A 13897-nucleotide genomic window follows, 5' to 3' on the forward strand; every position below is an offset into this window, starting at 1 on the left:
CGCTTCTTGTTGAAAGCGCTGATTGTCAGCGCTGACCATTAGGCAGGGCAAGCGTATGCGTGATGACAAACAACCCTCTAACGCCACTGAGAGCGACCTGGAGGATATGGTCGCCGCCAGTGACACAGGGGCAAGGAAGCCTCACGGCGTACCCGGTAAGTTGCTGGTAAGTATTGCAGCAGCGTGGTCGCTGTTCCAGCTATGGATTGCATCTCCACTCCCTTATATGATCGGCTTCGGTGTTTTTAGTGCCACTGAAGCACGCTCTATTCACTTGGCGTTTGCGCTGTTTTTGGCCTATATGGCCTATCCTGCGTTAAAGCGCTCACCGCGCGACCGTATTCCGCTACAAGACTGGATGTTTGCAGCGGTAGCGGCCTTTTGCGGTGGGTATCTGTTTCTTTTCTATTCAGAGTTGGCGCAGCGCCCCGGGCGCCCTATCACGCAGGACATCGTGGTGGGCATCGTCGGCATTATCATGCTGCTGGAAGCTACTCGGCGTGCGCTTGGCCCACCCCTGATGGTGGTTGCCGCGATATTTATTGGCTACTCCCTGTTTGGCCCGTACATGCCGGGCATTCTTGCCCACCGAGGCGTCAGCCTGGGAGGGTTGATCAACCACCAGTGGTTGGGTACCCAGGGCGTCTTTGGTATCGCGCTAGGTGTATCTACCAGCTTTGTCTTTCTGTTTGTGTTGTTTGGTGCGTTGCTCGATAAGGCCGGTGCCGGTAACTATTTTATAAAAGTCGCATTCTCGATGTTAGGCCATCTTAAAGGCGGCCCTGCAAAAGCGGCCGTTGTGGCATCAGGCATGACCGGGCTAATTTCCGGCTCCTCGATTGCCAATACGGTAACAACGGGCACCTTCACTATTCCCATGATGAAACGGGTGGGGTTTAGCGCTGAGAAAGCCGGTGCCATTGAAGTCTCCTCATCGGTGAATGGGCAAATCATGCCGCCGGTAATGGGCGCGGCTGCGTTTTTGATGGTTGAGTATGTCGGCATCCCGTACGTGGACGTTATTAAACATGCCTTCCTGCCTGCGATTATTTCCTATATTGCGCTGATTTATATCGTTCACCTGGAAGCCCTTAAAGCCAATATGCAAGGGCTGCCTTCCAATAACCCAGCCCGTCCATTACTCAACAAAATCATAGGATTTTTAACCGGCCTGCTGCTGTTAATGGGGCTGTCGGTGGTGGTCTATTACGGCCTTGGGTGGCTCAAGCCCTTGCTGGGTGAGGCAACGCCGTGGGTCATTTCAATCGGCCTGGCGATTATTTATGTAGGGCTTTTGAAAATCGGGTCTCACTATCCTGAGCTGGAAATGGATGACCCTAACGCCAAGGTTATTAAACTGCCGCAGACACGACCCACCGTAATGGTCGGTTTGCACTATATCTTGCCGGTTGTTGTGCTGGTTTGGTGTTTGATGGTCGAGCGGCTCTCGCCTGGGCTTTCCGCTTTTTGGGCCACGGTGTTCATGATCTTTATTATGGTGACGCAGCGTCCCATTATTGCCGTCTTCCGTGGGCGCAGCAAAATGGCCGCCGATATCAAAGAGGGCTTTTTAGACCTGTGGGACGGCCTGGTGACTGGCGCGCGTAACATGATCGGTATCGGTATCGCGACGGCCACAGCGGGTATCGTGGTGGGTGCGGTGTCGCAAACCGGTGTGGGCCTTGTGCTTGCAGATGTGGTTGAAATCCTGTCAGGCGGTAACCTGATGATGATTTTGTTTTTAACCGCCTTGCTGAGCTTGATTCTAGGCATGGGCTTGCCCACGACCGCTAACTATATTGTGGTTTCGGCCTTGATGGCGCCGGTGATTGTGATGCTGGGTCAGCAAAATGGCCTGATTGTGCCGCTGATCGCTGTCCACCTGTTCGTGTTCTATTTCGGCATTATGGCGGATGTTACGCCGCCCGTGGGGCTGGCCTCTTTTGCGGCTGCTGCTGTGTCCGGAGGGGACCCGATTCGGACAGGCTTCCAGGCGTTCTACTACAGCCTGCGTACGGCAGCGCTTCCGTTTCTGTTTATCTTTAATACGGACCTGCTGCTCATTGATGTTACCCCGATGCAGGGCGTGGTGGTGTTTATTGTGGCCACCGTGGCGATGCTGATTTTCGCCGCAGGCACGCAAGGCTACATGCTGACGCGCAATCGTTGGTATGAGTCGCTGCTGCTGCTATTGGTCGCTTTCACGCTCTTCCGCCCAGGCTTCTGGATGGACAAGATACATGACCCGTATGCGTCAGTGCCGCCTGCCCAGTTTGCTGATGCCCTTGAGCGTGTCGAGGATGGCAGTAACCTGCGGGTACAAATCGCTGGTGAAGATGCTTTTGGCTCGCCAATGACGACCTACGTACTGGTCCCGGTGCCCCGCGGTGATACGGGCCAGGAGCGCCTGGAAAACCTCGGTATGGAGCTGTATGTAGACGGTGATCAAACGCTAGTCGATTTCGTCGCCTTCGGCAGCCAGGCCGCCGACCTGGGGTTTGACTTCGACCAGGAGATTATCGAAGTACTGGCCCCTGTAGACCGCTGGACGAAAGAGTGGATGTGGCTACCGGCGTTGGCAATATTTGGTTTTGTTGTGCTCATGCAGCGTCGCCGGCGTAGTAAAAAGTCTGATCATGATGGCGCGGCAGTGGCCTAGGGAGGTTGTCATGTACCAAAAAATATTACTGCCCGTGGACTTGAATGAAGAGGGTTCCTGGAAGAAAGCGTTGCCCACGGCGGTAACGCTTTGCCAGACCTTCGGTGCGTCGTTGCACATTGTCACTGTGCTGCCAGAACTCAAAATGCCGATGGTAGGGGCTTACTTCCCCAAGAATTTTTCTGCAAAAGCGCATGAAGCCATGAAAGAGGCGCAGCATACGTTTATTCAGGACAATATTCCGCAGGATGTTAAAACCCAAAGCATTATTGTCGATGGCTCCCCCTGGGAGGCCATCATTAAGGTGGGTAAAAAGCTGGACGTGGACCTGATCGTGATGGCTTCTCATACTCGGCATAAGTTTGTCGACTATGTACTGGGCCCGAATGCTGAGCATGTTGTTCATCACTCAAAGGTGTCCGTCATGATCGTTCGCTAGGCGCTTTTTAAAAGGTATCAGGCACTATGAAAACTCCAGCTCATATGAGCTGGAGTTTTTTTATAACCCCACGGTAATGTTTAGTAAAATAGTAGTCTTTAAGTAGCTGTGTAGGTGTATCTAATTGTAATTAATATAGAAAGTCGCTTTTTTTCCTGACCTGGGTAAGCCGATCGCGATACTCTACGGGTGTTTGTATCGAAAGTTGAATAGAAAACTATAGAGCAAAGTTATATGAGGATGTCATCGTGAGAACATTATTACTGGGGTGGGTTCTGCTGGTGCTAGGGTCTCCCTTGGCTGGATTTGCCGATGTGTCCACCCCCTTGGAAGCACCAGATGGTAACGTTTTGCTGGAAGTAAGAGGCAATATTGTAAATGTGAATACCGAAGCGGGTGCCGACTTTGATATTGACATGTTAGAGGGGCTGCCACAGCACGCGTTTGAAACGAGTACGCCCTGGACAAGTGGCGTCAGTCAATATTCAGGCCCGTTGTTACGTGATGTGCTTGAGCACGTAGGTGCCAAGGGTGATGCGATAGAGGTATCGGCCCTTAACGGCTATGTGGCTGACATACCGATCAAGGATTTTTATGATTACGACGTCATTCTGGCACTTAAACGAAATAACCAGCACATCCCTATTCGCGAGTTTGGGCCTCTTTGGGTGCTTTATCCGTTTGATCAGGACGAGACGCTGCTAAGTGAAAAAGTGCGCTTTAGAGCTGTTTGGCAGGTTAGGCGTATAGATGTTCTTTAACCGAGCCAAAGTGCGCTCGCCCCGCCTGCTGCGTTATCCTCGCCGCCTTAAACTGGTGGCCATTATTACCGTGCTGCTGTTTGCATCGGCGCTGGTAGTCGCTGCTCTGGCCTCTTGGCGGCAGGACAACCTCACACAAAGTTTGCGCGAAGATACCTCATGGGTCGCCTATAAACTCGATCGTGATGCAGTACAGCTGCTTAACCACTTGCTTTCAGCATCCCGTGCAGAGATGCCCCCGGTGGTACAAAACGAGCTGAATATGCGTTTTGAACTTTTGTATAGCCGTCTTATGTTGCTTCAAGAAGGGGAAGTCAACTCACTGATTACTGACATTGAAGGGGCGAGGCAGTTGCTAACGCAAATAGGCCAGCAGATGGAACCGCTGGACCTCTTGTTTGCACCTCATGAGGTGCTGGATCAACTGCCCATTGTGTTAATTGAAGCAGAGCTTGAAGCACTCACCCAGCTAACCGAGCGGTTTGTCATCACCATCAATGGTTACCTGGCGGAGTCTGCCACTGAAGAGCGCCGTGTGTTAAGCGCGCTCTATAAATTATTAATGACGCTGCTGGTCGGTATGAGCCTGGCTGTGTTGTTGGTCATTGCGTTCCTGATCCGAGAAATGCGTGAAAGTGCGACAGCCCGGCGTCGACAGGAGCAACTAAGCCAACAATTGGAAGTGACCGCCGAGCAGGCGCAGGCTGCTAATCATGCCAAGTCCGACTTCCTGGCCATGGTCAGTCATGAGATTCGTACCCCGCTTAATGGCGTGATCGGCATGAGCGAGCTGCTCAGTGAGCCAGCAAGCTCGGCCCAGGTAGAAGATTACGCGCGCACGATTCATGAGAGCGCCAACCAGCTGTTGGCCATGATCAACGAGATTCTCGATTTCTCCAAAATCGAAGCAGGCCATTTAACACTTGAAGCGTCACCTACTGAATTAAGGCCCTTGGTTGATAGCGTAGTAGCGCTATTTGAACCGCGTTCGAGGGCCAAAGGGGTGGCGTTAAGCATGCATATCGACCCGCTGGTGCCGCGTTGGGTGATGGCTGATGCGGGTCGTCTGAGACAGATTTTGCTTAACCTTGTGGCGAACGCGACCAAGTTTACCGATCACGGAGCGATCACTGTTCGGGTCTCTTCAACGGTGGAGCACCTGCTACTGGAAGTTAGCGACACCGGGTGCGGGATTAGTGAAGAGCAGCAAACGGCGTTATTTGAACCTTTTCAGCAAGCGGGGGCATCGGTCGCTCGCCGCTACGGGGGGACGGGGCTTGGGCTTGCTATCTGTAAGCGCCTAAGTGAAGCCATGAACGGGCAGTTGGGTGTGCAGAGTAGGCTGGGACAGGGAAGTACATTTTGGTGCAAACTGCCGCTGGTTAAAGCGATGCCCGTCGAGGCAGTGCTTCCTAATGAGCAGACGAGAAACTTTGCGGGTACAGCACTGCTGTTAGTGGAGGATAACGCCATTAATCGCAAAGTCGCGACCGGGCTTTTGTCACGCTTGGGGTGCGAGGTCGTGTGTGCCGAGAATGGGCAGGATGCGCTAGACATGGCGGCGTCCTTGCCGGTGCACTTAATCTTTATGGATATACAGCTGCCTGATATGGACGGTTTGATGGTGACGCGGCACCTGCGTGAGCAAGGAGGCTGGTTGGCGGACGTGCCCATTATTGCCATGACAGCGGGAGGCAATGACCGCCAGCGCTGCCTGGCTGCCGGAATGAACGACTACATTACCAAGCCGCTTTCGCTTCTGGCGCTTGGTGACGTGCTTGCTCTGCATTTATCGCCGTCAGCGCTAGCCCGTAAGACAGCGGTGCCCGCGCAGGAGCAGGGCGATACGTTTGAGCATGATGTTTTTGAACGCGATGTTTTTGAACACAATGTACTGAATGCTGACACGCTCACCATGCTTCAGGAGAGTTTGGGCGATGAGCACTTGATAAACCTGGTTGCTTTGTATCATCAGCAGATCAGCGACTATGTGTCCCAACTGAGCGCATACCTTGCCACGCCGGAAGCGTCTTTTAGCGAACAGGCTCGGCAGCAGATAGCCAGATTGGCACATCAGCTTCGTGGGGAGTCGCTGAGTATGGGCGCAGAGGCGCTGGCGGAGAAGGCCAAAAGCCTTGAAGTGTTAGCTCGTGAGGAGGGAAATACAAAAAGCCAGCTTGATGAATCACTTGGTGTAGTGCGCCACACCGCTGCACGAACCCACAGCGCACTCAAACGTTGGCGGCAGAGGCAGTCTTCTACCAAGGGATAAGGGCTAACCCTAGCATCAAGCTATATCGTCATTGGCAATAATAAACAATACTGTTAGGGCACGTTTAATAATCATAATCCTCAGGAGCCTTCTCATGATTTATGCCAATCCGGGTGATAATGGGTCCGTCGTCTCGTTTGAAAAACGCTATGGCAATTACATCGGAGGTGAGTTTGTACCGCCCGTTAATGGGCAGTATTTCGATAACATTAGCCCTGTCAATGGCCAGGTCTTCTGCGAAATTCCGCGCTCTACTGCTGACGATATCGATAAAGCCCTGGATGCCGCCCATAAGGCTGCACCTGCTTGGGGGAAAACCTCTGCCGCTGAGCGCAGCAATACCCTGCTAAAAATTGCTGATCGCATTGAACAGAACATTGAAAAGCTGGCCGTGGCAGAAACCTGGGATAACGGCAAGGCCGTGCGTGAAACCCTGAATGCTGATATTCCTTTGGCGGTTGATCACTTCCGCTACTTTGCGGGCTGCATTCGGGCGCAGGAAGGCTCCGCTGCCGATATTGACGCCAACACCGTGTCTTATCATTTTCATGAGCCGCTGGGCGTGGTGGGTCAGATCATCCCCTGGAACTTCCCTATTTTAATGGCTGTTTGGAAGTTGGCCCCCGCGCTTGCCGCCGGTAATTGCGTAGTACTTAAACCCGCCGAACAAACGCCCGCATCTGTGCTGGTGCTGATGGGGTTGATTGGTGACTTGCTGCCGCCGGGTGTGGTTAATATCGTCAATGGTTTCGGTGCAGAAGCCGGCCAGGCACTGGCCAGTAACAAACGTATCGCCAAAATCGCCTTTACCGGTTCCACGCCGGTGGGGTCACATATTCTTAAGTGCGCCGCTGAAAACATTATTCCTTCCACCGTGGAGCTGGGCGGTAAATCACCCAATATCTACTTTGCCGATATCATGAGCGCCGAGCCGACGTTTATCGATAAAGCGGTAGAGGGCCTAGTGCTGGCCTTCTTTAACCAGGGCGAAGTGTGCACCTGCCCCTCACGTGCACTGATTCAAGAGAGCATGTACGAAGAATTTATGGCCAAGGTGCTTGAGCGCACCAGGACTATTAAGCGCGGCAACCCCTTGGATACCGATGTGCAAGTAGGCGCTCAAGCCTCTCAAGAGCAGTACGACAAGATCATGTCGTACATGGATATCGCCCGTGAGGAAGGCGCTGAATTTCTGACCGGTGGAGATAAAGAAAGCTTCGACCCCAGCTACGACAAGGGTTACTACATCCAGCCGACGCTACTGAAAGGCGACAATAAGATGCGCGTCTTCCAAGAGGAGATCTTTGGCCCGGTGGTGGCGGTCACCACCTTTAAGGATGAAGAAGAAGCGCTGGCGATCGCCAACGACACCGAGTTTGGCTTGGGTGCAGGTGTATGGAGCCGGGATATTAACGTTGCCTTTCGCATGGGGCGGGGCATTCAGGCTGGTCGCGTATGGACCAACTGCTACCACCAATATCCCGCCCATGCGGCATTTGGTGGCTACAAGAAGTCCGGCGTTGGCCGTGAAACCCACAAGGTGGCGCTTGAGCACTATCAGCAAACCAAGAACCTACTGGTCAGTTACGACATCAATCCGCTCGGTTTTTTCTAATCCGCGCTCGCTCCCCCGCTCGGCATGGTGCCGAGCGGTATTATCTGCCCCTCTGACGACAGCCCGCTTGCGACGAATAATGGGTTACACCCTCTCTGCTGTTGATTCTCAGCCTTGAGGCGCGAGGCTCGAACGATTAGGCACAAAAATCCCGGCACATAGGCCGGGATTCGTCTTTTGGGTAAATGCGATCACAGTTACAGCTGAGCATTCTCCGGCGGTTCGCCGATGCTGCCAGGCATGGGTTGTACGGTGCCGCGTTCCTGGCCTGCCAGGGTCAAAAAGTGCAGGTGGCGCTCGTACTCGCCTACCAGGTCGCCAATCGCTTGGCCGCGGGTATAACCGTTCAGGTCTTTATCCAGCCCGCCTTCAGCCAGATAGACATCCAGGCGCACATAGAAGTCATCGTCGGCTTCAATAAAGCTCGGTGTGCGCATCCGGTGTGGATACACCTGATAGACAAAGCTGGTGGCATCGCCAAAATCCACCTGCAGCGTTAGCCTGGGGAGCGGCTCGCCTTCCAACTGCTCTTCACTCACATTGGCGGGCTGGCCACGGCTTTCAAGCTCTTGGGCAAACTGAGTCATGGCTGGGCGAATCGAGTGCTTGATGGTTGCAGCAGCGCCAGCTCGGTTGGATGTGTCCAGGGCGCGGTCCAGGCGCTCCTTCCAATCGCCGCCTGGAGCGCTGCCGGTAATGGCGCGGCGTGCATCGGCCTTGTTGCCTTCAAGTTTTAGCGCCTTGTACATCCCCACCATGACCGCAAAAATTACCACCGAGAAGGGTAGCGCGGTAATCACTACTGCGCTTTGCAGAGCGTTAAGCCCACCGGCCATCAGTAGAGCAATGGTGATCAAGCCAATCACCGCTGACCAGAAAATGCGCAGCTTGATGGGCGCATCGTGGTTAACGTCACTTAAGATAGACGTAAAGTTAGCCAGCACCAGCGCGCCGGAGTCAGCGGAGGTAATAAAGAACACAACGCCCAGGATCGTGACAACCGCTGCCGTGATGGCTGCGTAAGGATAGTACTCAAGTAGGGTGTAAATCGTAGTTTGCGGTGTATTAAGCGCCTGCTCGCCGAGTGCTGCCACGCCCTGGTTGGCGACCAGCTCAATACCGCTATTACCCAATACCGACATCCATACCATAATGAAGGCAAGCGGTATAAACAGCGCACCGGCGACAAACTGGCGAATGGTGCGACCACGAGAAATACGCGCCAGGAAAAGACCCACAAACGGTGTCCAGGCGATCCACCAACCCCAGAAGAAGATCGTCCAGCCCATCTTCCACTCCTGGGCGCCATCATCGGTAAAGGCGTGCGTGTCAAAGCTTGCCGCCACAAAGCCGGAAAGATAGTCACCGGCGTTGTTAACTACCTTATCGAGCAGTGTCAGCGTGTCGCCTGAAAACAGTATGAACAGCATCAGGCAGAGTGCCAGCAGCATATTAAACTCGGATAAGCGGCGGATACCCTTTTCGACCCCGGTAACCACGGAAATGGTTGCCAGTATGACCACCAGGACAATCAAAAGAATTTGTACCGTAATCGTTTCCGGTACATCGAACATGTAGGCCAGCCCGTAGTTAAGCTGAATGACCCCAATGCCGAGGCTGGTGGCAATACCAAATACGGTAGAAACCACCGCCGTGATATCCACCGCGTTACCGATAGGCCCATAAATACGCTTGCCCAGAAGCGGGTAGAGCGCGCTGCGAATGGCTAGCGGCAAACGGTGGCGATAGCTGAAGTAGGCCAGCGCCATACCCATCAACACGTACAGCCCCCAGCCGGAGAGCCCCCAGTGCAGATAGGTTTGAACGACGGCGTTACGCATCGCAGCCTGGCTTTCGGGTGTCAGGTCGGGCGGTGCCAGGTAGTGAGAAATCGGTTCAGCCACGCTGAAAAACAGCAAATCAATGCCGATACCTGCAGCGAACAACATCGCCGACCAGGAAAGCAATGAAAATTCAGGCCGCGAATGATCGGGGCCCAAGCGAATACTGCCAAACCGCGACATACCAATCACCACGACAAAGACCAGATAGGCCACAATCGCCAGCATGTAGTACCAGCCAAAGGTGGTACTGACCCAGGCAAGCGCTGCATTAAAAAATGCACCGGCTTGTTGGGTAAACAGCAGGGTGAGCACCAGAAATATCAATATGCCGGCCATACTGCCATGAAAAACCACGGGGTTGAGGCGGTCGCGAGAGGGCAGGGAGGGGTTGTCTTTCGCCATGCAGGCGGACTCCATTGGTTGAGACAAGTGATGAAACATTTTATTTTGAATGAACGTTCAATATAAAATACGCTGTTTAAGCGCTTACTACAAATCAGTCTTGATAGTGATAGGAAATGGTAGGTGAGGTTTTGGCAAGGCGCGCATACAAAAACGCCCGGCAAAAGCCGGGCGTCTTGACAAGACTTAACAGTAAAAAAGCGCTTACTCGCTAGCGGTTTCCGTAGCGTCTTCATGCTGAACGCGCGGGCCGTGTCTACCGTGGCCTCTACCATCCCTGTGGTGCTCGTCACGCATTTCTTTCATGGCGTTCTTTAAAGATTCACGCTCCTCTTCGGAAAGAATATCCGCAACTTTATCCTGGTGCTCTTTACGCAACGCCTGCATGGCTTGGAAGTGCTCTGCGTTTAGCTCGTTGAGGGCCGTTTGCTGCTCCTCGTTCAAACCGGCGCGGTCGTACACTTCATGGCGGCGCTCTTCCATGCGCTGCGAGAAGGTTTCGCGGTCAGCGCCTGAATGACGACCTTCATGCTGGTCTGCCTGTGCAACCACAGCAAGTGGGGTTAGCGCGATAGCCAGCAGAGCCGGGGCAAACACTTGGCGTAATGACATTTTCATAACGTACCTCCTGGTAAGTTGACAATGTCAGTATCGAGCGGGGGAGTGCAAACCGTATGCACGGAGTGTGCAATAACGGTGATGATGCAGGCGGGGGGATATCTGACGTATAGCAGTTATATGGTTAGACTTTAGTTGGCTTTTTTCGTCATGCAAGGTTGGTGAAAGGTTTGTGGGATAGCTTTGTCCTCCGCAGGCAGTAGCCTGTTTGAAGACTTTATAATTCTATAAAAAAGAGAACTCGCTATGCCCAAGAAAATCTGTGCTCCGTTTAGCTTCAATATGAAATCACTACTCGCTGGTGCCACGGTTGTTGCCGCGTCACTCGCGTTAATCATGCCTACCGCTGCGGCAGATGATTATCCTGAACGCCCGGTCAATATGGTCGTCGGCTTTGGTACCGGCGGTAGTGCTGACCGTTTGGCGCGTATTATGTCAGGCTATATCGCTGAAGAGATTGGCGTGCCAGTGCAAGTGACTAACCGTCCAGGCGCAGGAACTCAGGTCGCATCCAACTACGTGCTGAACATGCCGGACGATGGATACACCACCTATGCCTCAACCTTTGCTCCTTACCTGGCCAACTCGATTCTGACCGGTGGTGCCAACTTTAGTGTTGATGATTTTTCGTATATCAACTTTCAGTGGTTCGACCTGGATCTGATCGCCGCCAATAAAGATAGCGGATACGAAGATCTTCCTTCGTTGCTGGAAGCGATTCGCGAAGAGCGCGGCCAGGTGCGTGGCGCGGTGGTTCAAGGCTCAGCCGGTCACCTGATGATCCGTCTGCTGCTGGAAGAAGCTGGTATTCCTCAAGAAAACCTTAACCTGGTGACGTACAACAGCGGCGGTGAAGCCCGCTCAGCGGTGGCTGGTGGTCAGGTGGATTTCGTTTCTATCAGTGCCCAGGGCAGTGAGGGAATTCGTGAGTTCTTGACGCCGCTTGCTATCGTGAGTGACGAGCGCATCGACCAGTGGGATGCCCCCACGATCAACGAAGCGCTGGCACCGATGGACGTAGAAGTTCCGGTACTGCAGGGCTCGATGCGTGGTTTTGCGGTCACTAGCGAAGTTGAGCGTCAGCATCCTGAGCGCTTTGAAGCACTTGCTTCAGCCATCCAGAGCGCGCTGGCCCGTAAAGACGTTCAAGAGCACCTCGAGCGTAATGAAATGGGGGGTGTTTGGATTGGGCCCGAGCGCGCCAACGAGCTGATGCGCGAAAACTACGCTGTGTTTGAAAAGTACGCACACCTGCTTAACTGATCTTCCTGTCATGGCTGGCCACTTTTCATGTGGCCAGCCTGGAGTTGAACCATGCCTGCACAGAAACGCGACTATGGGGACTTTCTGGTTCTCATCGGTCTGGCTTCCTTTACGCTGTGGTATTTGCTGGACGCGATCAGCGTCTCGGCACAACCCCAGAATTTACTGCTGATACTGCCACTTTCAGTCATTGTCCTGTCGATTATCGCCATCGAGCTGTTGCTACGCCTAAAGCAGGGGACACTGTTTAGCATCGCTGCCGACGAGGAGCCGTTACATCAAACGCTGCCCGTCGTAGTTCTGTTTGGTGCCTATGTGTTATCGCTTGAAACGCTCGGTTTTGATGTGGCGACCGTGCTGTTCATCGCGCTCTTTTTGATCCTCAAAGGTGAGCGTAACTGGTTAGCGGTGATGGGCTTTAGCGCAGCGTTCGGGTTCGCCGTGGCGTTCTTCTTCTCTCAGATGCTGCCCTATCCCATGACGCTGCTACTGCTACCCAGTTAAGGAGGCAATATGATTGATTTTGGCACAGTACAGCAGGGTCTGGACCTGCTCTTTTCTAATTTTGGCCCCTGGCTCGTGGTAATACCCGGTATTGTGCTGGGGCTAATCTTTGGCGCAACGCCGGGGCTGCAGATTTCCATGGCCATGGCGATCTTCCTGCCCATGACCATGTACATGGATTTCATTCAGGCCATGCTGTTCTTAACCGCTATTTTTACCGGCGGTTCGTTCGGCGCGGGTATTCCTGCCATTTTGATGAATATCCCGGGCACTTCATCGGCCATTGCCACCGCCTTTGATGGCTACCCGATGTCGCGCAAGGGGCAGCACAACCAGGCGCTGGGCGTGGCGTTGGCCGCCTCCGTGGTGGGCGCGCTGATGGGTTATCTCGTTCTGTTTTTCATGATTCAGCCGCTCTCCTATCTGGTGCTGAGGCTCGGCCCTTCCGAAATGTTTGTGGTCATCCTGTGGGGCATGACGCTGATTGCGAGCCTGAAGGGCGAGCAGGTACTTAAAGGCTTGGTGGCGGGCTTTGTCGGCCTCTTGGTGGGAACCATTGGGTTTAGTGAAATTGGTCTGGCGCGTGGCACCATGGGGAAAACGTATCTGCTTGATGGTATTCCGGTTATTCCTGCCATGATGGGCATGTTTGCGGCCTCAGAACTTTTCAAGCTTGCCAACAAAGGCTTCATCGTTGAATCCGCCGATTCGCGTAAGGTGAAAATCAGCGAGATATTTGAAGGCTGTAAGATGGCAATGCGCTATCCGGTTGTGATGATTCGTGGTGGTTTGATAGGTGTGTTAGTAGGGGCCGTGCCTGGCGTTGGCTCCTCGGTTTCCAACTTGCTTTCCTATATTGAAACCAAGCGTCGTGATAAAGATCCTGACTCGTTTGGCAAGGGTAACCCGAAGGGCGTGGTGGCATCAGAAGCCGCTAACAGCAGCTCTGAAGGCGGCTCAATGGCTACTCTGCTGGCGCTTGGCATTCCCGGCGGTGGTGCAACGGCGGTAATGTTGGCTGCGTTTGCCATGCATAACATCACCGGCGGGCCGCAGTTTATTCGTCAGCAAACCGATGTGGTCTACGCGATCATTTTTGCCAACTTCGCCCAAGTATTTCTTCTGGTGGTCGTGGGTCTGCTGTTTATCCCGCTGTTGGCCAGCATCGTCAAAGTACCCATGCGCTACCTGATTCCCTCGGTACTGGTACTCGCGGTTATGGGATCGTTTGGCTTGACCGGCAATATGACAGGTCCCGCCACTGTGCTGGTATTTGCAGTGATTGGTTGGATCTTTCGCCATTATGGCTACTCGGTGCCTGCCGCCGTTATCGGTATGCTGCTGGGCTCGCTGGCGGAGAAATCACTGCTCCATTCGTATCAAATCAGCGGCGGGGATATCACCTATGTCTTCGAGCGCCCGGTGACCTTGGGGATTCTAGGACTTCTATTGATTTCACTGTTTAGCCAGCCGTTAATGGCGCGCTTTAGTGCCTGGCGTGCGGCCAAACAGGCGTAACA

10 protein-coding genes are annotated in these 13897 nt (G+C 53.6%); 8 read left to right on the forward strand and 2 right to left on the reverse strand.

Translation table 11 applies throughout. The features are described from left to right. Positions 1–55 precede the first annotated feature (55 nt). From INT20_RS14220 to exaC, 5 genes are all read left to right on the forward strand, one after another. Complete coding sequence (locus INT20_RS14220) at positions 56–2659, forward strand: TRAP transporter permease (protein WP_193057152.1); 2604 nt, start codon at positions 56–58, stop codon at positions 2657–2659. 10 nt (positions 2660–2669) lie between these two features. Beyond that, the gene (locus INT20_RS14225; RefSeq protein WP_087111921.1) at positions 2670–3098 is read left to right on the forward strand and encodes a universal stress protein; all 429 of its coding nucleotides are present in this window, start codon (positions 2670–2672) and stop codon (positions 3096–3098) included. Between the two features lie 248 nt (positions 3099–3346). Further along, positions 3347–3859, forward strand: a complete 513-nt coding sequence (locus INT20_RS14230) for a molybdopterin-dependent oxidoreductase (protein WP_172117453.1) — start codon at positions 3347–3349, stop codon at positions 3857–3859. Beyond that, complete coding sequence (locus INT20_RS14235; RefSeq protein ID WP_193057153.1) at positions 3849–6131, forward strand: ATP-binding protein; 2283 nt, start codon at positions 3849–3851, stop codon at positions 6129–6131. The genes INT20_RS14230 and INT20_RS14235 overlap by 11 nt, the downstream gene beginning before the upstream one ends. A gap of 94 nt (positions 6132–6225) precedes the next feature. Then, positions 6226–7746, forward strand: a complete 1521-nt coding sequence (exaC, locus tag INT20_RS14240) for an acetaldehyde dehydrogenase ExaC (protein ID WP_193057154.1) — start codon at positions 6226–6228, stop codon at positions 7744–7746. Positions 7747–7943: 197 nt separating this feature from the next. On the opposite strand, the gene betT is transcribed toward exaC, so the two are convergent. Next, the gene (betT, locus tag INT20_RS14245; RefSeq protein ID WP_193057155.1) at positions 7944–9992 is read right to left on the reverse strand and encodes a choline BCCT transporter BetT; all 2049 of its coding nucleotides are present in this window, start codon (positions 9990–9992) and stop codon (positions 7944–7946) included. Positions 9993–10196: 204 nt separating this feature from the next. Beyond that, on the reverse strand, positions 10197–10610 hold the full coding sequence (locus tag INT20_RS14250) for a hypothetical protein (RefSeq protein WP_193057156.1): 414 nt from the start codon (positions 10608–10610) through the stop codon (positions 10197–10199). Positions 10611–10856: 246 nt separating this feature from the next. Between INT20_RS14250 and INT20_RS14255 the strand changes: the two genes are divergently transcribed. Genes INT20_RS14255 through INT20_RS14265 form a run of 3 tightly spaced genes read left to right on the forward strand, consistent with a single transcriptional unit; the run spans position 10857 to position 13895 of the window. Then, entirely contained in the window at positions 10857–11873 is a 1017-nt protein-coding gene (locus INT20_RS14255; RefSeq protein ID WP_193057157.1) for a Bug family tripartite tricarboxylate transporter substrate binding protein, read from the forward strand. 51 nt (positions 11874–11924) lie between these two features. Further along, on the forward strand, positions 11925–12377 hold the full coding sequence (locus tag INT20_RS14260; RefSeq protein ID WP_193057158.1) for a tripartite tricarboxylate transporter TctB family protein: 453 nt from the start codon (positions 11925–11927) through the stop codon (positions 12375–12377). A gap of 9 nt (positions 12378–12386) precedes the next feature. Further along, positions 12387–13895, forward strand: a complete 1509-nt coding sequence (locus INT20_RS14265) for a tripartite tricarboxylate transporter permease (protein WP_193057159.1) — start codon at positions 12387–12389, stop codon at positions 13893–13895. Positions 13896–13897 lie beyond the last annotated feature (2 nt).

The organism is Halomonas citrativorans (assembly GCF_014898005.1).
GTDB lineage: Bacteria > Pseudomonadota > Gammaproteobacteria > Pseudomonadales > Halomonadaceae > Vreelandella > Vreelandella citrativorans.

Bases quoted from the DNA above. Each gene is read 5' to 3' on its own strand.
- INT20_RS14235 (WP_193057153.1), top strand. From the start codon at position 3,849: ATGTTCTTTAACCGAGCCAAAGTGCGCTCGCCCCGCCTGCTGCGTTAT.
- INT20_RS14250 (WP_193057156.1), bottom strand. From the start codon at position 10,610: ATGAAAATGTCATTACGCCAAGTGTTTGCCCCGGCTCTGCTGGCTATC.
- INT20_RS14225 (WP_087111921.1), top strand. From the start codon at position 2,670: ATGTACCAAAAAATATTACTGCCCGTGGACTTGAATGAAGAGGGTTCC.
- INT20_RS14255 (WP_193057157.1), top strand. From the start codon at position 10,857: ATGCCCAAGAAAATCTGTGCTCCGTTTAGCTTCAATATGAAATCACTA.
- betT (WP_193057155.1), bottom strand. From the start codon at position 9,992: ATGGCGAAAGACAACCCCTCCCTGCCCTCTCGCGACCGCCTCAACCCC.
- INT20_RS14220 (WP_193057152.1), top strand. From the start codon at position 56: ATGCGTGATGACAAACAACCCTCTAACGCCACTGAGAGCGACCTGGAG.
- INT20_RS14260 (WP_193057158.1), top strand. From the start codon at position 11,925: ATGCCTGCACAGAAACGCGACTATGGGGACTTTCTGGTTCTCATCGGT.
- exaC (WP_193057154.1), top strand. From the start codon at position 6,226: ATGATTTATGCCAATCCGGGTGATAATGGGTCCGTCGTCTCGTTTGAA.
- INT20_RS14265 (WP_193057159.1), top strand. From the start codon at position 12,387: ATGATTGATTTTGGCACAGTACAGCAGGGTCTGGACCTGCTCTTTTCT.